Origin of the sequence: Cupriavidus sp. SHE, assembly GCF_000812445.1 — a bacterium.
Taxonomy (GTDB): domain Bacteria; phylum Pseudomonadota; class Gammaproteobacteria; order Burkholderiales; family Burkholderiaceae; genus Cupriavidus; species Cupriavidus metallidurans.
Genome location: NZ_JWMB01000025.1, coordinates 66,557 through 91,080 on the forward strand (window position 1 = coordinate 66,557; position 24,524 = coordinate 91,080).

The following is a 24,524-nucleotide window of genomic DNA, read 5'->3' on the forward strand; positions in this document are numbered from 1 at the left end:
CTACGCGTGGATCAAGCGTTGCTCGGCGATGTCGCTGAACGGTCGTTCGCGTACATTGCCGCACGTTTCATCGAGCCTGGCCGAGCCCCGATGGACGCGGCCGAGCGCATCGATCAGAAGGATGCCAGCGCCCTTGGCCTTGCTGGCGCACGCGATACGCTCGCGAATGGCCGCCAGATGGTGTGGGACGCGTGTTGAGACCCAATGCAGCAGATAGGCGCTGCTGGCCGCGTGCTGGCTGGTGACGAAGTCGCCTGCATTGCCTTTCTGCGCTCGCATCCACACATAATCGAACAGCCACTCGAGCGAAGCACGCGTCATGTCACGAAGTGATGTGTTCTGGGTGAAGTCGTGCGCGCAGTCCGCAGGGCAGGGCTGAGAGAGATGAAACCTGTCGATACGCTCGCTGTCCGCCAGGGCCACCACCGCGGGCAACTCCGCCGCGTTCATCGGGTTCAGTGCCATGCGCATCCCGACTCTCAGATGGGCGTTGCGGGCAGCGCGCAGGCCGCGCAAGGCGCGTTGGTAGGCGTGGCGGGAGCGTTGCACATGGTTGTGCGTGTACTGCAGACCATCGATCTGGATACCGACGTAGTCGAGACCATAGGCGGCCAGCTTGACGGCGTTCATGCCTGTCAGGCGGCTACCGTCGGTGGACAGCAGCACATTGAGGTCCAGCTCGCGGGCCCGGGCGATGATTTTGAAGAAATCGGAGCGTGCCATCGGATCGCTGCCGGAGAGGATCAGCGAGCGGACCCGGGCGAGATGGAGTTGCTCGAGCAACGCCAGGGCCTCGGTGGTATCGAGTTCGGTGCCGGTGCCGGCCGTGGACGGGTCGTGCGCACACGGATGCCAGATGACAACGGGGCTTTCGTCATTCCGGCGATCGCGAGGCAGTGCGGAGGTTGGCGCGCCGTCACACAGCGCTTCCATGAATCGGGACACGCGAAGCATGATCAGACGTTTCCTGTGGCTGGCAGCCGAAGACCGGTTTTCTTGAGGATCCGGGTCGACCAGAGTACGTCGTGGGCCCGGCAGGCACTACCCAACAGCGCGGCGATCCGGGCGACGAGTTCCTGTGCTTCCTCCCGCGTATGCGCGTGGACCATCGCGAACAGGTTGTACGGCCAATCCGGGGTGTGGCGCGTGCGGCGGTAGCAGTGACTCACGAACGGCAGCGCGCCAACGCGTTCGCCGAGCGTGTCGATATATGCGTCGTCAACGTCCCAAACGGTCATGCCGTTGGCCCGCCAACCCAGCAAGTAGTGATTGGGCACCGCGCCGATCCGGCGCAAGGTGCCATGCGTTTGCATGGCTTGCAGCCGCGCAATGACCTCGCTTTCGTCGATGCCGAGCGACGCGCCGATGGCGGCAAAGGGTTCAGGCACGAGTGGCAGCCCTTGTTGCGTGGCGCGAATCAGTGCGAGGTCGAGCGAATCGTGGGTCATGTCGGGAGATGGAGGTGCACGAAGTACTCGCGTTCCTTTGGAAACGGCAGGATCTTCACGCCCGCAGCCACCTCGATGCGTTCCAGGGTGGGGGTGACATCCTCCGCGCGCGCGACGGCCAGCACGAACCAAAGGTTCAGATGATGTGTGCGCTCGTAGTTGTGGGCGACTTCGGGAAAGGCATTGATGGCTTCGATCACGGCTTCCAGGCGATCGGCGGGGGCATGGCATGCGCAGAGCATGAAACGCCCCCCAACGCGCTCTACCTGGTACATCGGCCCGAACCGCGTCAGGATTCCCGCATCCAGCAGCGCCTGCAGCCGGCCAAGCAACGTGCCCTCGTCGATGCCGAGCGACTGCGCCGCATCGGCGTAGGGCCGAGGCGTAATAGGCAGTCCAAGCTGCAAGGCGTCGATGATGCGGCGGTCCAGGTCGTCCAGCGTCATGGTCACATCCCGAAGCGCTGCGCGCGCGAGGTGAAGAAGATGCCGCTCGGATGGTCCGCCGGCAGCGTGGTCAACTGCTCGTAGGTAGTCGTGTCGTAGACCACCACGCGATTGTCGTCGCGGCACGACAGCCAGACTGCCTCGCCCTTGGGCGTGAACTCCATGTGCAGCACGCCACGGCAAGGCTTGAGCGTGCGCACGACCTTCCGGGTGGCTGTGTCGATGACCTGGACGGTTTCGTTGTTCGGGAAGGCGAAGTTCACCCAGACCTGTCGTCCGTCCGGCTGCGCCATCACGAACACCGGCTGGCCCGCAACTTCGACGCGTCCGGCTTCCTGCCAGGCGTTGGCGGTATCGGCGATGAGCACTTCATGTCGCCCGATGGCAGGCAGCCAGGCCTTGCCCTGCGCCATGGCCCAGCCGCGCAGGTGCGGCATCTTGTAGACGGGCAGCGGTGCGGAGCCACGACCGTAGCCGGACAGGACATGCCGCGCGGCTGGCGGGGTTTGCCACAGGTCCACCAGCGCCAGGCCATCCTCCCCGAACAGTCCCGCCAGATACCAGCGGCCGTCGGGCGTCACCAGCCCGTCATAAGGCTGCTTGCCTGCCGGCAGCTTGGTGACCTTGGGGTGGCGAGGGTCGGCCACGTCGATGATCCAGATCTCGCCGGCCTCGAACAGGCTCGCCGCCAGCCGCTTGCCGGGCAGGTCGGCCAGACCGACAACCTTCGAGCGTCGCCCGTCAGGGCCGATGGCGGGGATGTCGGCGAGCGGTTCGAGCGTGGCGGCATCGAACAACCGGATGCCACCGGGCTCGTAATTCTGCGCGGCCACCACGCGGCCATCCTGGGTAATAGCGCCGCCGATGCTGTTGCCTGCCTGGATGGTACGGTGGGTCACCTTGGCATTCAGCAGGTCCACGCGGGTCAGGCCACCGTCACGGCCGAAGACGTAGGCGTATCGGCCGTCTCGCGCGAAGACCACGCTGGCGTGCGACAGGTCACCGAAGCCATCGATGGTGGCCAGTCGGGTCATGCCCGAGGTTTCCACGACCTGGATGCGGCCGGCTGCGCGCTCGACCACGACGCCCAGATCGCCGGTGCCACGTACTGCGGTGGCGCAGCCGGCGAGCAGCGCGCTCAGTGCCAGCACGACGGGAAGTGCGGTGCGGCGCATCATGGTTTCGGTACGGCGGGCACTTGCCCGGATTGGAGTCGATCGATCAACCATCGTGCTTCGTCCTGTGTCATGAATGGTTGCCACGGCGGCATGGCGGTTCCCGGCCTGCCCTGAAGCACCGTGGCGACGAGTCCGTCGCGTGGTTTGTCGGCTAGCGCCGCAGCCGTCAGCGGTGATCCGAGCCCTCCCTGCAGCGTCATGCCATGACAGGCGCCGCAGTCATCGCGTAACAGGCGGAAAAGCTCGGCTTGTCTGGCAGGCGCCGGGGCGGCTGCGGGTGGCTCGGCGGCGATAGCCGTGGCGGTCATACACGAAAGGATGGGAATGCAGATCCAGCGCAGGGTTGGCATGGGGTCGCCAGCAAGTGGGGCAAATGCCGACATCATTATTAAGAACCCAGTATTTCGGCTTGACCGCTGTCAATGCTGGGGCGATTCGGCGGTTGACGATGCGGGCGCGCGTCTAGTGTGAGAGGGCAGACCAGCGGCAGAAAATCGTCTGCCCGTTCCGAGTAGGCCAGCAGCGCGCCCGCCTGGAGGTCGAAGTACCAGCCGTGCAGCGTGAGCGCACCGCGCTCGCAGGCCTCGCGGACGAATGGAAAACTCTCGAGATTGCGCAGCGACACCAGGATCGCTGCTTGTTCGCATGCGCGCTGCCGTTCCGCGTGACTGGCGTTGGGCAGCGTCTGCTCGACCATGCGCCGGGCAGGACCTGCAATGCGGACCCAGGGCCCGATAAAGTCCTGCGGCGCGTTCGTATCGGCGTCTTGCGGATGGGCCAGCAACGCACGGATGCCGCCACATCCAGCGTGGCCCATGACGATGATTCGGGCCACATGCAGCTGCTCCACGGCGAACTGGATCGCCGCCGAGACACCGTGGAGCCGCCCGCTGGCGCCATCCCCGCACGGTGGCACGAGGTTGGCGACATTGCGTACCGTGAACAATTCTCCCGGGTCGCAGCCAAGCAGCAGGCCCGGGTCCACGCGCGAATCGCTACAGCCGATCAGCAGCGTCTGAGGGTTTTGGCCCGTGCGCAGGGCATCGAAGAGTTCCGGTCTGGCCTCGAAGTAGCGCCGCTGGAACCGTTCGAAGCCCTTGAGCAGACGTTCGATCTCGTGCATGGGACATGGCCTTACCGGCCCCGGACGAGTTGCCAGGCGCGTCCCAGGTAGGTCACCGAGGCAAAGCCGCTCCAGACGTGCACCAGTCGCGTGAACGGGAAGATCGCGAACAGCGAGATGCCCATGAACAGGTGCGCCTTGAAGAGCAGCGGGGCCTCGGCCACATAGCTGGCCGCATCCGCGCGCAGCGTGACGATGTGCTGTGCCCAGGTCATCAGTTGCACCATCATGTGGCCGTCCATGTGGCTGGCCGACTCGAAGATCGTCGACAGACCCAGCAGCAGCGTGACCAGCAGCCACAGCAGCAGGACCTTGTCACCGAAGCGCGTGACGGCGGACACGCGTGCGTTGGTCAGACGACGATGCAGCAGGATCAGCAGGCCGGCCAGGCACATCGTGCCCATGACGCCGCCGGCGCTCATAGCGATGGCCTGCTTGAGGCCATGCGACACGCCAAGCGTGTCCCACACCACGACCGGCGTCAGCAGGCCGACGAGATGGCCGAAGAACAGGCCAAGGATGCCCACGTGGAACAGGATGTTGCCCGTGCGCAGGTTACCGCGATAGAGCATCTGCGAACTGTCCGACTTCCAGGTGTACTGCTCGCGCTCGAAGCGCGCCAGGCTGCCGAACAGGAAGATGGCGGCTGCGATGTAGGGATAGATCCCGAAGATAAATTGATGGACCAGGTTCATGGTAGTGGCTCTGGTTGGTTCCTTGTAATGGACGGGCTCACGGGCGAGGGGACGGCGCGGCGCGCTTATGGAACGTGATCACGTCGACGGCTGGTTTCACGCCAAGCAGCGGTTCCACGCCATCGGCGCCGGGGCCGAACGTTTCCATGGCTTCATCCATGTCACGCACCGGAGGATCCTGCTGCGCGACGGGCTGCACATCGGTCAGCGTGCGCAGCACCCTGAAGACGGCGGCATATGGACTTTCCTTGCGGGCCAGGCGGTCGCCGATGGCAGCCAGCACGTGGATCGCGTCACCGAGCAACTGCTCCGCGCGCTCCTCCTTGCCATCGAGCGACAACGCGCCGAGGTACTCCAGGAACAGCGGCACGTAGTCGGGAAGTTCGGTCTCCAGCGGCTCGAAGCCGTCACGACGGTACTCGTCGATCAGGTCGACCATGGCCTGGCCACGGTCGCGGCTTTCGCCATGCACATGCTCGAACAGATGCAGCGAGTGGGACGGGCTGCGATCGAACGTGGCGACGTAGTTTTCCTGCAGCTCGATCAGCGGGCGGCTGCGCAGCTCGTCGAGCAGCGGCGCCAGCATGTCCCGCGCCTGCGGCCATTCGACCAGCGCGAGGTTGGCTTCCTCGAGGCTGTCGAGCCATTCCTGTTCGGGGTAGCAGAGCAGGGTGCTGAGTACCTGATGAATGGGCATGATTCGAACTCCTTCCTTTAACCGGTGATGGCCTTGCGGCGCGAGCGCGGCAAGTCGGCGTACGACACTTCTGGCTTGGGCTTCTTCGTGCCGAACAGCGAGCCGTCCGACGTGCCACCCGAGCAGCCGTTGCCGAAGCTGAAACCGCAGCTTCCCTTCTCGTCGAAGCTGTCTTCCGCCATTTCCTTGTGGGACGACGGCACGACGAAGCGGTCCTCGTAGTTGGCGATGGCCATGATCTGGTACATGTCCTCGACCTGCGCGGGCGTCAGCCCCACCTGTTCGAGCACGGCCAGGTCCTGCAGGCCGTCCACTGATTCAGAGCGCTTGTAGGCGCGCATCGCCAGCATGCGTTCCAGCGCGGACAGCACCGGATTCACATCGCCTGCGGTCAGCAGGTTTGCGAGGTACTTGACCGGAATGCGCAGGCTCTTCACCTCCGGGATCACGCCGTTCATGCCCATGAAGCCCGATTCCGCGGCCGACTGGATCGGCGAGAGCGGCGGGATGTACCAGACCATCGGCAGCGTGCGGTATTCCGGATGCAGCGGGAAGGCCACCTTCCACTCGCAGGCCATCTTGTAGACCGGCGACTTGACCGCGGCGTCCAGCCAGCTCTGCGGGATGCCCTGACGCAGCGCCTCGGCCTGGATCTTCGGATCGTGCGGATCGAGGAAGACGTCGAGTTGCGACTGGTACAGATCGCGCTCGTCGGCCACGGACGCGGCCTGTTCGATGCGGTCGGCGTCATAGAGCATCACGCCGAGATAGCGGATGCGGCCCACGCAGGTTTCCGAACAGACCGTCGGTTGCCCGGCCTCGATACGCGGATAGCAGAACACGCACTTTTCGGCCTTGCCGGTCTGCCAGTTGAAGTAGATCTTCTTGTACGGGCAGCCCGACACGCACATGCGCCAGCCGCGGCACTTGTCCTGGTCGACCAGGACGATGCCGTCTTCCTCGCGCTTGTAGACCGAGCCGGAGGGGCAGGACGCCACGCAGGTCGGGTTCAGGCAGTGCTCGCACAGGCGCGGCAAATACATCATGAAGGTGTTCTCGAACGTCGAGTACATGTCCTTCTGGATGTCTTCAAACAGCTTGTCGCGGCTGCGCTGGTCGAACTCGCCCCCGAGGTCGTCTTCCCAGTTCGGACCCCATTCGATCTTCTCCATCTTCTTGCCGGTGATTGCCGATACGGGACGCGCCGTGGGCGGCGTCTGCATCAGCGGGGCATTCTGGAGATGCTCGTAGTCGAAGGTGAACGGCTCGTAGTAATCGTCGATCTGCGGCAGGTTCGGGTTGGCGAAGATGTTCGCCAGGATCTTCGCCTTGCCGCCCTGACGGGGCGTGAGGCTGCCGTCGGCATTGCGCTTCCAGCCGCCTTGCCACTTGTCCTGGTTCTCCCATTCCTTCGGAAAGCCGACACCGGGCTTGGTCTCGACGTTGTTGAACCATGCGTACTCGACACCTTCACGGCTCGTCCATACGTTCTTGCACGTCACGGAGCAGGTATGGCAGCCGATGCACTTGTCGAGGTTCAGCACCATGGCTACCTGGGCACGAATCTTCATTACCTTGCTCCTTCCATCTTTTCTGCTGCGTTTGCAGGGGTACGTTCTTCTCGTAGCGGCTGGTCGAGCCAGTCCACCTTGTTCATCTTGCGCAGGATCACGAACTCGTCGCGGTTGCTGCCGACGGTGCCGTAGTAGTTGAAGCCGTAGGCCAGTTGCGCGTAGCCGCCGATCATGTGCGTGGGCTTGGTCACCGCGCGGGTGACCGAGTTATGGATGCCGCCGCGCATACCGCTGGTCTCGGCCCCAGGCACGTTCACGATCTTTTCCTGGGCGTGGTACATCAGGCACATCCCTTGCGGAACGCGCTGCGATACGACCACCCGCGCCGTCAGCGTGCCGTTGACGTTGAAGACCTCGACCCAGTCGTTGTCGCGAATGCCGTTGGCCTTGGCTTCCACTTCCGAGATCCACACGTGCGGGCCGCCGCGGGACAGCGTCAGCATCCGCAGGTTGTCGGAGTACGTGGAGTGGATGCCCCACTTCTGGTGCGGGGTGATCCAGTTCAGCACCAGTTCGGGGTTGCCGTTCGGCTTCTTGCCGAGCATCGGGCTGATCGTCTTGGTGTCGATCGCCGGCTTGTACACGCACGCGCCTTCGCCGAAGTCGAGCATCCAGCGGTGATCCTGGTAGAACTGCTGACGGCCCGTCAGCGTGCGCCATGGAATCAGCTCGTGCACGTTGGTATAGCCGGCGTTGTAGCTGACTTCCTCGGACTCGAGTCCTGACCACGTCGGCGCCGAGATGATCTTGCGCGGCTGGGCCTGCACGTCGCGGAAGCGGATCTTGTCGTGCTCGCGGCCGACGGCCAGGTGCGTGTGGTCGCGGCCGGTGATCTTCGACAGCGCGTCCCAGGCCTTGACGGCCACGTGGCCGTTGGTTTCGGGCGCGAACGTCAGGATCATCTCCGCGGCGTCGATCGCGGTTTCCAGGCGCGGACGGCCCTGGCTGACGCCAGGCTCGGTCACCGTCTTGCTCAGGTGGCCGATCTCGTGCACTTCGTGCTCGGTGTTCCAGTTGATGCCCTTGCCGCCGTTGCCAAGCTTGTCGAGCAGCGGGCCGATCGACGTGAACTTCTTGTAGATGTCGTGATAGTTGCGTTCCACCACGGTCATCGACGGCGCGGTCTTGCCCGGGATCAGGTCGCACTCGCCGTGCTTCCAGTCCTTCGGCTCGAACGGCTGGCCCAGCTCACCCGGGGTGTCGTGCAGCAGCGGGGTGCAGACCAGATCCTCGCGTGTGCCAAGGTACGGGCCAGCAATCTCGCTGAACGTCTTCGCGATCGCCTTGTAGATTTCCCAGTCCGTCTTGCTTTCCCAGAGCGGCTGCACGGCTTCGGAGAGCGGGTGGATGAACGGATGCATGTCGGACGTGTTCAGGTCGTCCTTTTCGTACCACGTAGCCGTTGGCAGCACGATGTCGCCGTAGAGGCAGGTGGTGCTCATGCGGAAGTCGAGCACGGTCAGCAGGTCGAGCTTGCCTTCGGCGGCTGGCCGAACCGTGACTTCGCTGGGCTTGATCGCATCGTTCTCATCGCCGAACACAGCGTTCTGTGTGCCGAGCAGGTACTTGAGGAAGTACTCGTGGCCCTTGCCGGAGCTGCCGAGAATGTTCGAGCGCCACACGAACATGTTGCGCGGGAAGTTGGCGGGATTGTCAGGGTCGTCGCAGGCGAACTGCAGCTTGCCGGACTTTAGTTGCTCCACGGTATCCGCGATCGGGTCCTTGCCGGCGGCGCGGGCCTCGGCCACCACATCGAGCGGGTTCCGGCCCAGTTGTGGGGCGGAAGGCAACCAGCCCATCCGTTCGGACTTGGCGTTGAGGTCGAGCAGCGACAGCTTGTCGTAGCGCGCGCGGTCGGCGGTCGGCGCGAGGATTTCGTCGACACCGAGCTTCTCGTGACGCCACTGGCTGGTGTGGTTGTAGAAGAACGACGTGCCATTCATATGGCGCGGCGGACGCGACCAGTCCAGCCCGAACGCCAGGGGCGCCCAGCCGAACTGCGGCCGCAGCTTTTCCTGGCCGACGTAGTGCGCCCAGCCGCCACCGCTCTTGCCGATGCAGCCGCACATCATCAACAGGTTGATGATGCCGCGGTAGATCATGTCGTTGTGGTACCAGTGATTCAGCGCGGCGCCAACGATGACCATGCTCTTGCCCTGCGTGCGGTCGGCGTTGTCGGCGAACTCGCGGGCGACCTGGATGACGAGGTTGCGCGGCACGGACGTGTGCTTTTCCTGCCAGGCAGGGGTGTAGGGCACATCGTCGTCGTACGATGTGGCGACGTTCGGGCCACCAAGGCCCTGGTCGACGCCGTAGTTGGCCATCTGCAGGTCATAGACGGTGGCCACGTGAACCGTGGTGCCGTCGGCCAGCGTCAGGCGGCGCGTGGGCACGCGGCGCTTGAGCAGGGCATCGTGCTCGCCGCCGAAGTACGGGAAGCCGACTTCGACCACTTCATCCTCATGACCGATCAGCGACAGACGCTGATCGATCTCGCGGCCACTGCCGCCATCCTTCATCTCGAGGTTCCAGCGGCCGACCTTCGCGCCGTTGTCGTGGGCGGCTTCGCCCCAGCGGAAGCCGATCGAGCCATTCGGCGCGACGATTTCGCCCGTGGCGTCGTCGATGGCAAGCGTCTTCCATTCGGGATGGTTCGCCTGGTCGAGATTGCCGTCCAGGTGCGAAGCGCGGAGGAAGTGATCGGGCACCAGCGTGCCGTCCTGCTCGCGCAGCAGCACCAGCAGCGGCATGTCGGTGTACTGCTTCACATAGTCGCGGAAGTAGGCCGACTTGCCGGTGGCGTGGAACTCCTTGAGCACCACGTGGCCCATGGCCATCGCCAGGGCGGCATCGGTACCTTGCTTCGGCGCGAGCCAGATGTCACCGAACTTGACCATTTCGCCGAAGTCCGAAGACACGGCCACGGTCTTGGTGCCCTTGTAGCGGACCTCGGTGTAGAAGTGGGCGTCCGGCGTGCGCGTCTGCGGCACGTTCGAGCCCCACACCATCAGGTAGGTGCTGTTGTACCAGTCGGCCGATTCCGGCACGTCGGTCTGCTCGCCCCAGATCTGCGGGCTGGCCGGCGGCAGATCGCAGTACCAGTCGTAGAAGGACAGGCAGGCGCCGCCGATCAGGCTCAGGTAGCGCGCGCCGGCGGCGTACGACACCATCGACATGGCCGGAATCGGCGAGAAGCCGATCACGCGGTCGGGGCCGTACTGCTTGATCGTGTAGGCATTGGCCGCCGCGATGATCTCGGTGGCAGTCTGCCAGTCCGCGCGGACGAAGCCGCCCTGGCCGCGCACGCTCTTGTAGCGGCGGGCTTTCTCCGGGTTCTGGCTGATCGATTCCCAGGCGGAAATCGGATCCATCGTCTTGCGCGCCTCGCGCCACATTTCCATCAGGTGGCCGCGAATCATGGGGTACTTCACCCGCTGCGCGGAGTAGACGTACCAGCTGTAGGACGCGCCACGCGGGCAGCCGCGCGGTTCATGGTTGGGCAGATCGGGGCGCGTGCGCGGATAGTCGGTCTGCTGGGTTTCCCAGGTAATCAGGCCGTTCTTGACGTAGACCTTCCACGAGCAGGAACCGGTGCAGTTGACGCCGTGCGTCGAGCGCACGATCTTGTCGTGCTGCCAGCGGCTGCGGTACGTGTTTTCCCACTTGCGGTCCTCGTTGACCACCGCGCCGTGTCCGTCCGAGTAGGTGGACTTCACGCGCGACAGGAACTTCAGTCGATCGAGAAAGTGACTCATTTTGTAGGGTTCTCCTGTGGGGTTCGTTCTGTCAGCACGGCATTGCGGCGTTGCGGCGGGCGTAGAACCACCACGTCACGAGCACACAGGTCACGTAGAAGACGATGAAGCAGTAGAGCGCGGCAAGGGGCGAACCAGTCAGGTCCAGCGAGGTGCCGAAGCTCTTGGGGATGAAGAAGCCGCCGTAGGCGCCGATCGCACCCGAGAAGCCGAGCACGGCGGCCGATTCCTTGCCGGCGTCCTGCACGGCCTGCCGCTGCGAGGCGGCGTCCTTGCCGGCCGCTCGCTGGCGCTCTGTCAGGAAGATCACGGGGATCATGCGGAACGTCGAACCGTTGCCGATGCCGGTCAGGGCGAATAGCACGATGAACGCGCCGAGGAAGGCGGGGAAGCTGCCCGCGCCGCCATCGGCGGGCAGGGCGGCCAGCACGGCGAAGACCGCGAGGATCATGCCGATGAAGGTCCAGAGCGTGACGCGGGCACCGCCGAGCCTGTCCGAGATCCAGCCACCAACCGGGCGGGTCAGTGCGCCGACGAGCGGTCCGAGGAAGGCGTAGGCCGTCGGGTTGACGCCGGGGAACTGCGACTTGGTCAGCAGCGCCAGGCCGGCCGAGAAGCCGATGAACGAGCCGAACGTGCCGATATAGAGCCAGCACATCAGCCAGTTGTGCTTGCGTGTGAAGATCACGGCCTGCTCGGCGAACGATGCGCGCGCGTCGGCGATGTCGTGCATGCCGAACCATGCTGCCAGCGAGGCGACGATGATGAATGGCACCCAGATGAAGCCGGCATTCTGCAGCCAGAGTTGTTGCGTGGCGTCGGCCGCCTTGTAGGTCTGGGGCTCACCGCCGAGCGCGCCGAACACGGCCACCGAAACCACCAGCGGCGTGACGAACTGCACCACGGAGACGCCCAGGTTGCCGATACCGGCGTTCAGGCCGGTGGCCAGGCCCTTCTTTTCCTTCGGAAAGAAGAAGCTGATGTTGGCCATCGACGAGCTGAAGTTCGCGCCGCCCAGGCCGCACAGTAGCGCCAGGATCAGCAGCGTGGGGTAGCTGGTCGACGGATCGCGTAGCGCGAAGCCCATGCCCACCGCCGGAATCAGCAGCAGCGCCGTGGAGATGGCCGTGAAGCGGCGGCCGCCAAAGATCGGCACCAGGAACGAGTAGAAGATACGCAGCGTGGCGCCGGACAGCGCGGGCAGCGCGGTCAGCCAGAAGAGCTGGTTCTTGGTGAACTGGAAACCGGCGCGGTCGAGGTTGACCGCCACCACGCTCCAGAGCATCCAGATCACGAACGCCAGCATCAGCGCGGGGATCGAAATCCAGAGGTTGCGGTAGGCGATTCGCTCGCCCTGGTCGCGCCAGAACGCCACGTTCTCGGGCTCCCAGCGGGTCAGTATGGAACTTGACATGATATGCAGTGGGTTGGTTTGGGAGGAGACGGAACTCAGGCGGCTTGCAGGGTTTCGGGCGTCGGCCTGGCGTTTGCCGCGCGCTGGCTGTAGTGCATCCACACCAGACTCACGCAGACCGCGCCGTACATCAGCATGAAACAGCTGGTGCGGATGCCGGTCAGGTCAGCCAGTGCGCCGAACAGGATCGGGAGGATGAATCCACCGAGGCCGCCGGCCAGACCGACCACGCCGGAGACCGCGCCGATGTTGTGTGTGAAATCGTTCGAGATGAACTTGAAGACCGAGGCCTTGCCGACCGCGAACGCGATGCCGACCACGAACATCAGGATGGTGAACACCGTTGGCGAGAGCGCGATATGGAAGCTCTCCGGGCCGTTGGCGGTGTGGATCGTGAAGTCGCTCCTCGGGTAGCTGAGCAGGAAGAACGTGACCCAGCTGACCCACATGACCCACCACGTGGTGCGGTGCGCGCCGTAGCGGTCCGAGATCCAGCCGCCGATCGCCCGGAGCACGCCACCTGGCAGCGAGAAGCAGGCAGCGAGGAACGCGGCCGTCTTCATGTCGAAGCCGTACTCACCGATGTAGTACTTGGTCATCCACAGCGAGAGGCCGACGTAGCCGCCGAACACGACCGAGTAGTACTGCGAATAGCGCCAGACACGCGGATCACGCATGACGGCAAGTTGCGCACGCCAGCTGGTGGCCGACGAAACGCGGTGCGCGGGATTGCTGCGCGAGAACAGCCAGAACACGATGGCGGTGATCAGCATCGCCACCGAGTACACCCTCGGCACGATTTCCCAGGTGCCGGCGGCCAGGATCAGAGCGGGCGCGACGAACTTGGTCAAGGCGGCGCCCGAGTTGCCGGCACCGAAGATGCCCATGGCCAGGCCCTGGCGCGAGCGCGGGAACCAGCGGGCCACGTATGGCGTGCCCACCGAGAACGAGCCGCCCGCCAGGCCGACGAACAGGCCGAGCACCAGCAGTTGCCACAGCGTATGCGCGTACGAGATCAGCCAGATGGGGATCACCGTCAGCAGCATCAGCACGAAGAACACGACGCGGCCGCCGTAGCGGTCCGTCCAGATGCCAAGCGGCACGCGGATCAGGGAGCCGCTTAGCACCGGCGTGGCTGCCAGCAGGCCGAACTCGGTGTCATTCAGGCCGAGCTCCTTCTTGAGCGGAATGCCGAGCACGGCAAACAGCATCCAGACGGCGAAACAGATCGTGAAGGCGAAAGTGCTGGACCAGAGCGTCGTCCAAGCACCGGAGGGGACGGGTTCTGGCTTGCTGGAGGGGAGGTTTGGGGTGGCCATGGCCGGGTTCCGAAGTCACTTTGGGGAGTGACGCCAGATTAGGCCTGTGGCGATTTGCCGACTATTCGCCGGGCGTAGAGGTAGGCGGGGGAGGGGCTATGCGGGACGGACTAGTCCGATCGGCATATGGACGGCGGGAAGTGATGGGGGAGTCGGCCAATTCCGGACCGTGCGGTCGGTGAATCGCGGCATGGCGGGATTCGATGTGGCGGCCGTTTCCCCCGGCTCCTCTCCCGCGTGCGGGAAAGGAGCGGGTGGGCAGTAGTGCTTAGGCCGCCGGCGGGGGCACGTAGCCCGCAGCCTGGTCGGCGCCGTCGCCGAAGAAGTACTTCTCGGTCTGCTTGATCAGGTACTGGCGCGCCCGCGGGTCGGCCATGTTCAGGCGGTTCTCGTTGATCAGCATGGTCTGATGCTTGAGCCAGCCGGCCCAGGCTTCCTTGGACACGTTTTGCCAGATCTTCTTGCCGAGATCGCCCGGCAGCGGGGGGAAGTCGAGGCCTTCGGCTTCCTTGTTCAGCTTGATGCAATGGACCATGCGGGCCATGAGGGACTCCTTGTTCGTTTGGCCGCTATTGTAGCCAAGCTGGCCGGCCGGGCGGGAGTATCCGCCCATGCCCCTGCCGACCTTGTTGTTACTGCCGCGTCAGAGCTTCTTCATCAGGACCATCGACTTGCGCTGCCAGTTGTAGAGCTTGCGCTTGTCTTCGGGCAGATCGTCGACCGTGGCGTGGACGAACCCACGCTTGAGGAACCAGTGTTCGGTACGCGTGGTGAGCACGAACAGGCGTTCCAGGCCCAGCGCGCGGGCGCGGCGCTCGATCCGCTTGAGCAGCCGTTCGCCGTCGCCGGTGCCCTGGGCTTCCTGCGATACGGTCAGGCAGGCCATCTCGCCCATGTTCTCGCGTGGAAATTCGTAGAGCGCGGCGCAGCCGAACAGCACCCCGTCGTGCTCGATCACCGAGAACTTGTCGATGTCGCGCTCGATCAGATGGCGGCCACGGGGAACCAGCGTGCCATCGGCCTCGAGCGGGGCGATGAGCTGCAGAATGCCGCCAACGTCGTCGAGCGTGGCTTCACGCAGGCTTTCCAGGTCGCTGTCGGACAGCATGGTGCCCACGCCGTCGTGCAGGAACAGCTCCAGCAGCACCGAACCGTCCAGCGAGAACGGGATCAGGTGCGCGCGCGGCACGCCGCCCTTGAGCGCCTTGACCAGATGCTGGAGGTAGTACGCGACGTCGGGCGGCAGGTGGTTGTTCTGGAGCCGTTCCACGGCGGTGCGCAGCGACATTTCCTTCATCAGCTTGCCTACCTGGTCGGGCACGCCGGGTACCTCGGTGATGAAGATCAGCTTGTCCGCCTTGAGCGCGCTGGCCGTGGCACTGGCCACGTCCTCCATTGACAGGTTGAATGCCTGACCGGTCGGCGAGAAGCCGAGCGGCGACAGCAGCACCACCTTGCCGTGCGATAGCGACATGCGCATCGAGTCGCCGTCGATTTTGCGGACCAGACCGGTGTGCTGATAGTCCACGCCATTGACGATGCCCACCGGGCGCGCGGTGATGAAGTTGCCCGACACCACGGAAAGCTGGGCGCCAGCCATCGGCGTGTTGGGCAGCCCCTGGCTGAACGCGGCCTCGATGTCGAGGCGCAGCTCGCCGGCGGCTTCCTTGGCACATTCCAGCGCGGCATTGTCGGTGATTCGGATGCCTTCCGCGTACTGCGACTGGACATTGCGCAGCGCGAGCTGTTCTTCCACCTGCGGTCGGGACCCGAACACCAGCACGATCTGCATGCCCATCGCGTGCAGCAGCGCCACGTCGTTGACCAGCCCGTCGAGCACCCCGGCCTTGACCAGTTCGCCGCTGAAGGCGATTACGAAGGTCTTGCCCCGGAAGGCATGGATATAGGGCGCGACCGATCGCAGCCAGTCGACAAACTGCTGCTGGTCCGGGCCACCGGGCTCGGCAAGCTCGGTGGTGACGGGCGGATTCTGGGTGTCGGGCGCGGCCTTTACGGGCAGCGGGAGCGGGGCGGAGGCAGGATCGGGGTCCTGCTGCGGGGAGTCGGTTCTGGCGTTCATGCGGCGGATTATAATCCCGGCCAATGTCAGCACAACGCCCCGCCAAACCTGTTCCGTCCCGGCCCGCCGAGGCCACGACTTCCCCGGTTCCTCCGAATCCCGCCAAGCGGCCCGCGGAGGCCGCCGCGCGCGCGCCTCGCCCGCCCGGTGGGCCTCGCCAGCCCCGTGCGCCGCAGCCGGCACGGCTTGCCAATCCGATACCGGAAATCGCGTTTCCGGAGGCCTTGCCCGTCTCGGCACGGCGCGAAGAGATCGCCCGGGCACTGCAGGCCAACCAGGTCATCATCGTTTCCGGCGAAACCGGCTCGGGCAAGACCACCCAGTTGCCAAAGATCGCCTTGTCGATCGGGCGGGGCCCGGCACGCGAGGGCAAGCCCGGCGGCGGGCTGATCGGCCACACCCAGCCCCGCCGGATTGCGGCCACCTCCACGGCCAAGCGGATCGCACAGGAGCTGGGCACGCCGCTGGGCGAGACGGTCGGGTATCAGGTCCGGTTCAACGACACGATGTCGGCCGGGGCGTCGGTCAAGCTGATGACCGACGGCATCCTGCTGGCCGAGACGCAGAATGATCCGCTGCTGCGCGCCTACGACACGATCATCATCGACGAGGCGCACGAGCGCAGCCTCAACATCGACTTCCTGATCGGCTACCTGCGCCAGATCCTGCCGAAGCGGCCGGATCTGAAGGTGATCATCACGTCGGCAACCATCGACGCCAAGCGCTTTGCCGAGCATTTCGCGCGCAACGGCAAGCCGGCGCCCGTGATCGAGGTCAGTGGCCGGCTCTATCCGGTGGAGGTGCGCTACCGGCCGATCCAGGCGGATGCGCCGGCCGACGGCGCCCCGCGTACCGAGAAGGCCCGGGAGCGCGATCTGTACGACGGTATCGTCGACGCCGTGGACGAACTCTGCCGGGTCGGGCCCGGCGACGTGCTGGTGTTCCTGCCGGGCGAGCGGGAGATCCGCGAGGCTGCCGAGGCGCTGCGCAAGCATCATCCGCCGCATACGGAAATCCTGCCGCTGTTCGCGCGGCTGTCCGTGCAGGAGCAGGAGCGGGTGTTCAAACCGTCGAACGCGCGGCGCATCGTGCTGGCCACCAACGTGGCGGAGACGTCGCTGACGGTGCCTGGCATCCGCTACGTGGTGGATACGGGGCTGGCGCGCGTCAAGCGCTATTCGTACCGCAACAAGGTCGAGCAACTCCAGATCGAATCGATCTCGCAGGCGGCGGCCAACCAGCGTGCCGGCCGATGTGGCCGGGTGGCGAACGGTGTCTGCATCCGCCTGTACGAGGAAAGTGATTTCCTGGGCCGCGTGCGCTTCACCGATCCGGAAATCCTGCGCTCGTCGCTGGCAGCGGTCATTTTGCGCATGAAGGCGCTGCGCCTGACCGATATCGAGGCGTTCCCGTTTATCGAGCCGCCGCTGGGCCGTGCCATCGCCGACGGCTATCAGTTGCTGCAGGAGCTGGGCGCGTTCGACGAGGCGAACCAGCTCACCGGCATTGGTCGCCAGTTGTCCAAGCTGCCGCTTGACCCGCGCGTGGCGCGGATGATCCTGGCTGCGCGCGACCAGCAATGTCTGCGCGAGGTGCTGATCATCGCCAGCGCGTTGTCCGTGCAGGACCCGCGAGACCGCCCGCAGGAGGCCCAGGAGGCCGCCGACCAGGCACATCGCAAGTTCATGGACGAGAAGTCCGAGTTTCTGGGCTGGGTCAAGCTGTGGAAGTGGTTCGAAGAAGCGGTCGCGCACAAGAAGACCAACCGGCAGTTGCAGGAGCAGTGCCGCGCCAACTTCCTGTCGCATGTTCGCCTGCGCGAATGGCGCGATGTGCATTCGCAGTTGCTGACCACGGTGACGGAACAGGGCTGGCGCCTGAACGAGAGCGAGCCGACCTTCGAGCAGGTGCACAAGGCGCTGCTGACCGGCCTGCTCGGCAACGTTGGCCTGAAGCTGGACGAGTCCGACGGCAAGGGGCGCGAGTACCTGGGCGCGCGCGGCATCAAGTTCCACCTTTGGCCGGGCTCGCTCATCGCGCGCAAGGTGGGGCGCTGGATCATCGCCGCCGAATTGGTGGAAACCAGCCGCCTGTACGCGCGCACGCTGGCTCGCATCGAGCCGGAATGGGTCGAGCAGGTGGGCAGCCATCTGCTCAAGGTGACCTGGAGCGAGCCGCACTGGGAAAAGAAGGCCGGGCAAGTGCTGGCGCTCGAGCGCGGCACGCTGTACGGCTTGCCCGTGTACCAGCATCGTCGGGTGCACTTTGGGCCGATGAACCCGGCCGAGGCGCGCGAGCTGTTCATCCGCCACGCACTAGTGGAAGGCGAGTTCGACACGCGGCTGCCGTTCTTCGCCCATAACCAGCGTCTGGTACGCGAGATCGAGAACCTCGAGCACAAGTCGCGCCGTCAGGACGTGCTGGTGGACGACGCGCTCATTTTCGCGTTCTATGATCGCGCGGTTCCCGCCGACATCCACAATCAGGTGGCGTTCGAAAAGTGGTATCAGGCGGAGTCCGCGAAGGATCGCAAACTCCTGTACCTGAATCGCGACGAGTTGATGCGGCACGAAGCGGCAGGTATCACGACGGACCTGTTCCCGAAGATCCTGCCGATCGCCGGGATCGACATGGCGCTGACGTACCACTTCGAACCGGGCAGCCATCGCGACGGCGTGACGCTGACAGTGCCGCTGTATGCGCTCAACCAGGTGCGACCCGAGCGCACCGAGTGGCTCGTGCCGGGCATGATCAAGGAGAAGGTGCATCTGCTGCTGAAATCGCTGCCACAGAAGCTGCGCCGCCATTGCGTGCCGCTGCCCGACTACGCGGCCGGGTTTGTCGATCGCCGGCCGTTCGGGGAGGGAGATCTGCTCGACGTGCTGATCGCCGACATCCGCGAGCAGACCGGCACGATGATCAAGCGTGCGGACTTCAAGTTCGAGACGCTGCCTGCCCACCACGCGATGAATTTCAAGGTGATCGACGAGCACGGTCGCCAACTGGACATGGGCCGCAACCTGGCCCAGTTGCGTGCGGAGTTCGGCGGTCAGGCGCAGCAGTCGTTCCAGAACATTGCCGCGCGCGATGTGCCTGCGGCCGAAGCCGGTCAATTCGAGAACCTGACTTCGTGGTCGTTCGGTGAGTTGCCCGAACTGCTTGAGATCCGCAAGGGCAACCAGACGCTGTTTGGCTATCCGGCGCTGGTTGACCACGGCGATCACTGCGATGTGGAAGTCTTCGACGATCCGCAGGAGGCCGCGCGCATCCACCATGCCGGGCTGCGCCGGTTGTTCGCGCTGCAACTGCGCGAGCAGGTCAAGTTCATCGAGAAGAACATCCCGAACCTGCAGCAGATGGCGATGCAGTACATGACGCTGGGCATGCAGGAGGAGTTGCGCAACCAGATCGTCATGATGGCGCTGGAACGTGCCTGCCTGCAGGCGCCCCTGCCGCGCAACGAAGCCGAGTTCAATACCCGCAAGGAGGAAGGGCGGGCGCGGCTGTCGCTGCTGGCCCAGGAAATCGCGCGGCTGGTGGGCACGATCCTCGCCGAGTTTGCGGGGCTGCCGCGCAAGATGCTCCAGGCCAAGCCGTTCGGCTCGGCCTATCAGGACCTGGAAGGCCAGCTGGCACGCCTGATGACGAAGTCTTTCGTGATCGATACGCCATATGTCCAGTTGACGCACTTTCCGCGTTACCTGAAGGGCATGGCGATGCGGGTGGACAAGCTCAAGGGCGATCCGGCCCGTGACAGCCAGCGCATCCAGGAGATGACCCCGCTGGTGCAACAGTGGCAGCGTGCGGAAAAGCAGCTACGGTCGCAGGGCCGGGGCGCCGCCGATGCCCGCCTCGACGAGTTCCGCTGGATGCTTGAGGAACTGCGGGTGGCCTTGTTCGCGCAGGAACTGCGCACGCCACAGCCAATGTCGGTCAAGCGACTTCAGAAAGTCTGGGAATCCATGCAGCGATAGGCCGGTGTCCAAGGGGGGGCTGTCCAGGTTATTTGTATCTAATTGTGATAGACGCTCAAGTTTGATGATTCACGTCATCGTACTGGTCGATTGAAACGTTAGAATGCGCGATTCGTCATGATTTAACGGTCTTATGCTCGCATTGCGTCGTGTTGTGGCTGGCGCTGTTTCGGTCGGCACCCTGGCATTGGCATTGGTGTCCGCACCCGCCCGCGCGGAAGTTGTAGTAATCCTGAATTCAGGTGACGCAAGCGTTACTTTGATCGACAAGGACACGCAGAAGGTGTTGGAGACGTTCCCGATTGGGAAGGAACCCCATCACCTGATCGCCACCCCCGACGACAAATCGCTGATTGTCGCCAACGCGGTTGGCAACGACCTCGTTTTCCTCGATCCGGTGACCGGCAAGGTGCAGCAGCGCGTGCCGAACATCGACGACCCGTACCAGATCGGCTTCTCGCCCGACCAGAAGTGGTTCATCGCCACCGGCAACCGGCTGGATCGCGTCGACGTCTATCGTTGGGATGGACGCCAGCTCAAGATCGCCAAGCAATTCCCGCTGGCCAAGACGCCGAGCCACATCGCGTTCACGGCCGACAGCAAGATTGCATTCATCACGCTGCAGGACTCGAACCAGATCGCCGCAATCGATCTGACCACGCTGACCGTGCTCTGGACCATGGAGGCTGGCTCCGCGCCGGCCGGTATCTGGGTCACGCCTGACCAGAAGTACTTGCTGGTGGGCATGACGGGGGCTGACTACGTCGCCGTGATCGACTGGCGTACCCGGACAGTGGTCAAGCAGATCCAGACTGGCAAGGGCGCGCACAACTTCCGCGCCGTGGGCGACAAGCGGCACCTGTTCCTGAGCAACCGGGTGTCTGGCTCGATAAGCATCATCGACCAGCAGACGCTGTCGAAGGTCGGCGAGATCACGGGGCTGCTGCCGGGCCCGGACGACATGGAACTGACCGCCGATGGCAAGACGCTCTGGGTGACGTTCCGCTGGGCGCGCTCGGTTGGCCTGATCGATGTGGCCAGCCGCAAGATGATCAAGACGATCCGTGTCGGCAAATCGCCGCATGGCATCTACTTCCGCACGCGCGCGCCGCTCTATTAAGAAGGTCAGCGCCATGCGCAACTGGATGATCCGGATCGGGGTGGCTGCGGCGGGGTTGCTGACGAGCGCCTCGCTTGCTCTGGCGGCCGACGCCAGCCCCGGAGCCTGCCGAGCCGGCACGCTCTATCTGACGTTTGACACTGGCAGCATGAGCCAGGCGGAACTGATCGCTCGCACGTTGCGCAAGCACCATATCCGCGCGACGTTCTTCCTGGCCAACGAGCCCACGGTCAACCACGACAATTCGCTGGATCCAACTTGGGCGGCTTACTGGAAGTCGCTGGCTGCCGACGGTCATGCCTTTGGCACCCACACGTTCGACCATGTCTACCTGCGCAGCGCGAAGGGTGGCGAGGGCGGCAAGGTCGTCATGCGGCCGCAGTTCGGGGCGCAGGGTGGCAAGGATGTGGCGATGACCGAGGAATCGTTCTGCTCGGAACTGCGCCGGAGCGCGCAGGCCTTCCAGTCGATGACCGGTCAGCCGATGGTGCCGCTGTGGCGCGCTCCGGGTGGCCATACGTCGCCGAAGACGCTGGCATGGGCCGAGCAATGCGGCTTCAAGCATGTGGGCTGGGCGCCGGCCGGTTTTCTCGGCGACGAACTGTCTTCCGAACGCTACTCTAACCAGGTGTTGCTCGAACGTGCGCTGCGCGATCTGCGCGATGGCGATATCACGATGGCCCACCTGGGTATCTGGTCGCGCAAGGACCCCTGGGCGCCGGGCGTGCTGGAGCCGCTGATCAGCGGGCTCGAGCAGAAGGGCTTCTGCTTCGCCACGCTGCGCGAGCATCCGCAGTACAAGCACTGGATCGCGCAACGTGGTCCGGTGCGAGTGGAGCAGGCGGGGGAACAACCTCAAACATCGTCAGTATCGGGAGCGAAACGGTAATGTGGGACGCGCTCGCCAACTGGCTTAACCTGTGGGTGGGCCAGATCGAAGCCACGGTCTTTCAGAACGTGGTGTTGCCCGTGGTTTATCACCTCGGCTTCGGCGGCTATGCCGAAGATGCGTTCACCGGCACGGAGTGGCTGCTGGTCGGGTTGGTCCAGATCGCCGTGATGGTCCTGATCCTCGGTCCGCTTGAGAGACTGCGGCCGGTTGAGATCGTGACTGACCGCGCGGCCATCCGCACCGATATCCTCTACACGCTGATCCATCGCCTGGGGCTGTTCCGGCTGGCGATGTTCTTCCTGCTGGCACCGTTGATGGATGGCATCGAAGGCCATCTGCGATTGCTGGGCTGGCAGCGCGTCAACGTCGAGGACTGGTGGCCCGGCGTGACGTCGATTCCGCTGATCAGCTTTTTCCTCTATCTGGCGCTGTTCGACCTGCTCGACTACTGGTATCACCGGCTGTCGCATACGTACCGCTGGTGGTGGAGCCTGCACGCCGTGCACCACAGCCAGCGCCAGATGACGCTCTGGAGCGACAACCGCAATCATCTGCTCGACGATATCCTGCGCGATTTCGTTTTCGCGGCTGTTGCGCTGGCGGTAGGGGTCGAGCCGTCGCAGTACGTCCTACTCGTAGCGCTGTCGCAACTGCTGCAGAGTCTGCAGCACGCCAATCTGCGCCTGCACTTTGGCTGGTTGGGCGAGCGCCTGCTGATTTCTCCGCGCTTCCATCGCACGCACCACGCGGTGGGACTTGGTCATGAAAAACGCGCCACGGCGGACAAGCCCGCGCGGCTCGGCGGGTGCAACTATGGCGTGATCTTCCCTTGGTGGGACATGCTTTTCGGCACCGCGGACTTCACCGACGTCTATCATCCAACCGGCATCCGCGACCAGATGCCGCCACCTACCGGGCGTGCGCGTAGCTACGGCGATGGCTTCCTGTCGCAGCAATGGCTTGGCATCAAGCGGTTGCTGCGCCTGGGGTAGGTTCCCTTCTGGTCGGCTTCAGCGCCACTTCGCGCGCATTTCCGAGGGTTTCCGGAAACACGGCCGCCGGGCTGTGCTAGGCTCCGAGGGCTTCTTTCACCTCTTTGCCGCATGAACGATATCTTCCGCTCGTTTGGCCGCGCACTGGTCAGCCAGATGCATCCACGGATGCTGATGCTGACCGTCGTGCCATTCGTTCTCGCAACCGTCCTCTGGGGCGGCCTGATCTGGTGGGGCTGGGAACCGATCATGGGGACGGCCCGCGCCATCCTCGAAGGCTCGGTGTTCACGAGCTGGATCTACTCGATGCTCGACTGGCTTGGCCTGCAGTCGCTGCGCAGCGTGGTGGCGCCGCTCTTCGTGCTGACCCTGGCGATCCCGCTGGTCATTGCGTCGATGCTGATCTTCATTAGCCTGTTCTCGGTGCCGGTGGTGGTCAGGCAGCTCGAACGCAGCTATCCGGACCTGGCCAAGTCTCACGGGGGCAGCATTGTCGGCAGCGTCTTCCAGACGCTCGGCAGCACGCTGGTCTTCCTGGTGCTGATCCTCATCACGCTGCCGTTATGGCTGATTCCGCCGTTCTTCGCGCTGATTCCGCCGGTGCTGTGGGGCTGGCTGACGTACCGCGTGATGACCTACGACGCGCTGGCGGAACATGCCACGGCCGAAGAACGCAAGACGCTCATGAAGCGCCATCGGGTGCCGCTGCTGATGATCGGTGTGGCGGTTGGCTTGCTCGGCTCCGCGCCGACGTTGCTGTGGGTCTGGTCCGCTGTCATCATCTTCCTGTTCCCGCTGGTGCTGGCCGGCACGCTGTGGCTTTACGTGCTGATCTTCATTTTCTCGGCACTGTGGTTCGGCCACTTCTGCCTGCGCGCGCTGGCGGATCTGCGGGCAGAGCGCGCGGCCGCAGCGCCGCCACCGCCCCTGGCTACCGACGTGATCGAGTTGGCGCCCTCTGACGTGCGCCGCATCGAGCCTTCCTGAAAACAATTCTGAGCGAGCGCATCATGGGTTTTGGTTTGATTGTCATCGGCGACGAGATTCTCTCCGGTCGGCGCGAGGACAAGCACATGCGCCGTGCCATCGAGCTGCTTGGCGCGCGCGGGCTGGCGCTGGACTGGGCCGAGTACATCGGGGACGACCGCGAGCGCATTACGGCCACGCTACGCCGCACGCTGGCGGGCCCGGATATCGTCTTCTGCACGGGTGGCATCGGTGCCACGCCTGACGACCACACGCGCCAATGCGTGGCCGCGGCGCTGGGCGTGGATCTGGCATTGCACCCCGAGGCGCGCGAACTGATCGCATTGCGTATTGCGGAAACGGCCAATGGCGATCCGGTCAAGGCGGATCTGAACCAGCCAGAGAACCAGCATCGTTTCAAGATGGGGGAGTTTCCGGTCGGTGCTCGGATCATTCCGAACAGCTACAACCGCATTCCGGGTTTCTCGGTGGCCGATCACCATTTCATGCCGGGCTTCCCGGTCATGGCGTGGCCGATGATGGAGTGGGTGCTGGACAACCGGTACGCGCACCTGTTCCATCAGGATACCGAGGTGTCGCGCGCCTTCTATGTGTTCGAGGCACCCGAATCGACGCTGACGCCGTTGATGGAGCAGGTGGAGGCGTCGTTCGCCGGTATTCGCGTATTCAGCCTGCCATCAGTCGGGGACGCCGCGCGTGGTGACAAATTCGTGCGGCGCCATATCGACCTCGGCGTGAAAGGGCCGGCCGACATGGTCGGGCCGGCTTACGCGATGCTGCTCGACGGGGTCCGGGCGATGGGCTTCGAGATCGTCGAGCAGTAAGCGGCG

General features: G+C 64.6%; 20 protein-coding genes. 6 read left to right on the plus strand and 14 right to left on the minus strand.

Features of this window, described 5'->3' with window-relative positions:
* The 14 genes from RN01_RS13920 to argA form a co-directional block, all read right to left on the minus strand.
* Positions 1–954, minus strand: coding sequence for a radical SAM protein (locus RN01_RS13920; protein ID WP_017511911.1), 954 nt, complete (start codon positions 952–954; stop codon positions 1–3).
* Between the two features lie 2 nt (positions 955–956).
* Positions 957–1,448, minus strand: a complete 492-nt coding sequence (locus tag RN01_RS13925) for an AsnC family transcriptional regulator (RefSeq protein WP_017511912.1) — start codon at positions 1,446–1,448, stop codon at positions 957–959.
* Positions 1,445–1,894: an AsnC family transcriptional regulator gene (locus RN01_RS13930; protein WP_017511913.1), complete on the minus strand. Its 450-nt coding sequence runs from the start codon at positions 1,892–1,894 to the stop codon at positions 1,445–1,447. The genes RN01_RS13925 and RN01_RS13930 overlap by 4 nt, the downstream gene beginning before the upstream one ends.
* 2 nt (positions 1,895–1,896) lie before the next feature.
* The gene (locus RN01_RS13935; protein WP_017511914.1) at positions 1,897–3,069 is read right to left on the minus strand and encodes a cytochrome D1 domain-containing protein; all 1,173 of its coding nucleotides are present in this window, start codon (positions 3,067–3,069) and stop codon (positions 1,897–1,899) included.
* Positions 3,069–3,422, minus strand: coding sequence for a cytochrome c (locus RN01_RS13940; RefSeq protein ID WP_017511915.1), 354 nt, complete (start codon positions 3,420–3,422; stop codon positions 3,069–3,071). Before RN01_RS13940 ends, RN01_RS13935 begins: the two co-directional genes overlap by 1 nt.
* A gap of 38 nt (positions 3,423–3,460) precedes the next feature.
* On the minus strand, positions 3,461–4,195 hold the full coding sequence (locus tag RN01_RS13945) for a carbonic anhydrase (RefSeq protein ID WP_024570134.1): 735 nt from the start codon (positions 4,193–4,195) through the stop codon (positions 3,461–3,463).
* Between the two features lie 11 nt (positions 4,196–4,206).
* On the minus strand, positions 4,207–4,890 hold the full coding sequence (gene narI, locus RN01_RS13950) for a respiratory nitrate reductase subunit gamma (RefSeq protein ID WP_024570135.1): 684 nt from the start codon (positions 4,888–4,890) through the stop codon (positions 4,207–4,209).
* A gap of 37 nt (positions 4,891–4,927) precedes the next feature.
* Complete coding sequence (gene narJ / locus RN01_RS13955) at positions 4,928–5,587, minus strand: nitrate reductase molybdenum cofactor assembly chaperone (protein WP_011516789.1); 660 nt, start codon at positions 5,585–5,587, stop codon at positions 4,928–4,930.
* A 17-nt stretch (positions 5,588–5,604) separates the two neighbouring features.
* Entirely contained in the window at positions 5,605–7,158 is a 1,554-nt protein-coding gene (gene narH, locus RN01_RS13960) for a nitrate reductase subunit beta (protein ID WP_017511918.1), read from the minus strand.
* Positions 7,158–10,916 carry a nitrate reductase subunit alpha gene (locus tag RN01_RS13965; RefSeq protein ID WP_024570136.1) on the minus strand — a complete coding sequence of 1,253 codons (3,759 nt, stop codon included), beginning with the start codon at positions 10,914–10,916 and terminating at the stop codon, positions 7,158–7,160. Before RN01_RS13965 ends, narH begins: the two co-directional genes overlap by 1 nt.
* Before the next feature lie 31 nt (positions 10,917–10,947).
* The gene (locus RN01_RS13970) at positions 10,948–12,330 is read right to left on the minus strand and encodes a NarK family nitrate/nitrite MFS transporter (RefSeq protein ID WP_011516786.1); all 1,383 of its coding nucleotides are present in this window, start codon (positions 12,328–12,330) and stop codon (positions 10,948–10,950) included.
* Positions 12,331–12,365: 35 nt separating this feature from the next.
* Positions 12,366–13,649 carry a nitrate/nitrite transporter gene (locus RN01_RS13975; protein ID WP_017514178.1) on the minus strand — a complete coding sequence of 428 codons (1,284 nt, stop codon included), beginning with the start codon at positions 13,647–13,649 and terminating at the stop codon, positions 12,366–12,368.
* 268 nt (positions 13,650–13,917) lie between these two features.
* A complete protein-coding gene (locus RN01_RS13980) occupies positions 13,918–14,193 on the minus strand; it encodes an oxidative damage protection protein (RefSeq protein ID WP_024570137.1) in 276 nt (91 codons plus the stop codon).
* 99 nt (positions 14,194–14,292) lie between these two features.
* The gene (argA, locus tag RN01_RS13985) at positions 14,293–15,729 is read right to left on the minus strand and encodes an amino-acid N-acetyltransferase (RefSeq protein ID WP_017514177.1); all 1,437 of its coding nucleotides are present in this window, start codon (positions 15,727–15,729) and stop codon (positions 14,293–14,295) included.
* Positions 15,730–15,752: 23 nt separating this feature from the next.
* Here argA and hrpA point away from each other — a divergent pair, with 23 nt between their 5' ends.
* From hrpA to RN01_RS14015, 6 genes are all read left to right on the plus strand, one after another.
* The gene (hrpA, locus tag RN01_RS13990; RefSeq protein WP_024570138.1) at positions 15,753–19,703 is read left to right on the plus strand and encodes an ATP-dependent RNA helicase HrpA; all 3,951 of its coding nucleotides are present in this window, start codon (positions 15,753–15,755) and stop codon (positions 19,701–19,703) included.
* A 133-nt stretch (positions 19,704–19,836) separates the two neighbouring features.
* Positions 19,837–20,823, plus strand: coding sequence for a cytochrome D1 domain-containing protein (locus RN01_RS13995; RefSeq protein WP_024570139.1), 987 nt, complete (start codon positions 19,837–19,839; stop codon positions 20,821–20,823).
* A 13-nt stretch (positions 20,824–20,836) separates the two neighbouring features.
* The gene (locus RN01_RS14000; protein WP_017515017.1) at positions 20,837–21,712 is read left to right on the plus strand and encodes a polysaccharide deacetylase family protein; all 876 of its coding nucleotides are present in this window, start codon (positions 20,837–20,839) and stop codon (positions 21,710–21,712) included.
* Positions 21,712–22,707 carry a sterol desaturase family protein gene (locus tag RN01_RS14005; RefSeq protein WP_017515016.1) on the plus strand — a complete coding sequence of 332 codons (996 nt, stop codon included), beginning with the start codon at positions 21,712–21,714 and terminating at the stop codon, positions 22,705–22,707. The genes RN01_RS14000 and RN01_RS14005 overlap by 1 nt, the downstream gene beginning before the upstream one ends.
* A 111-nt stretch (positions 22,708–22,818) precedes the next feature.
* Positions 22,819–23,694 (plus strand): EI24 domain-containing protein, encoded by an 876-nt coding sequence (locus tag RN01_RS14010; RefSeq protein WP_024570140.1) that lies wholly within the window; start codon positions 22,819–22,821, stop codon positions 23,692–23,694.
* Positions 23,695–23,717: 23 nt separating this feature from the next.
* Entirely contained in the window at positions 23,718–24,518 is an 801-nt protein-coding gene (locus RN01_RS14015) for a molybdopterin-binding protein (RefSeq protein WP_011516777.1), read from the plus strand.
* The last annotated feature ends 6 nt before the right edge of the window (positions 24,519–24,524 follow it).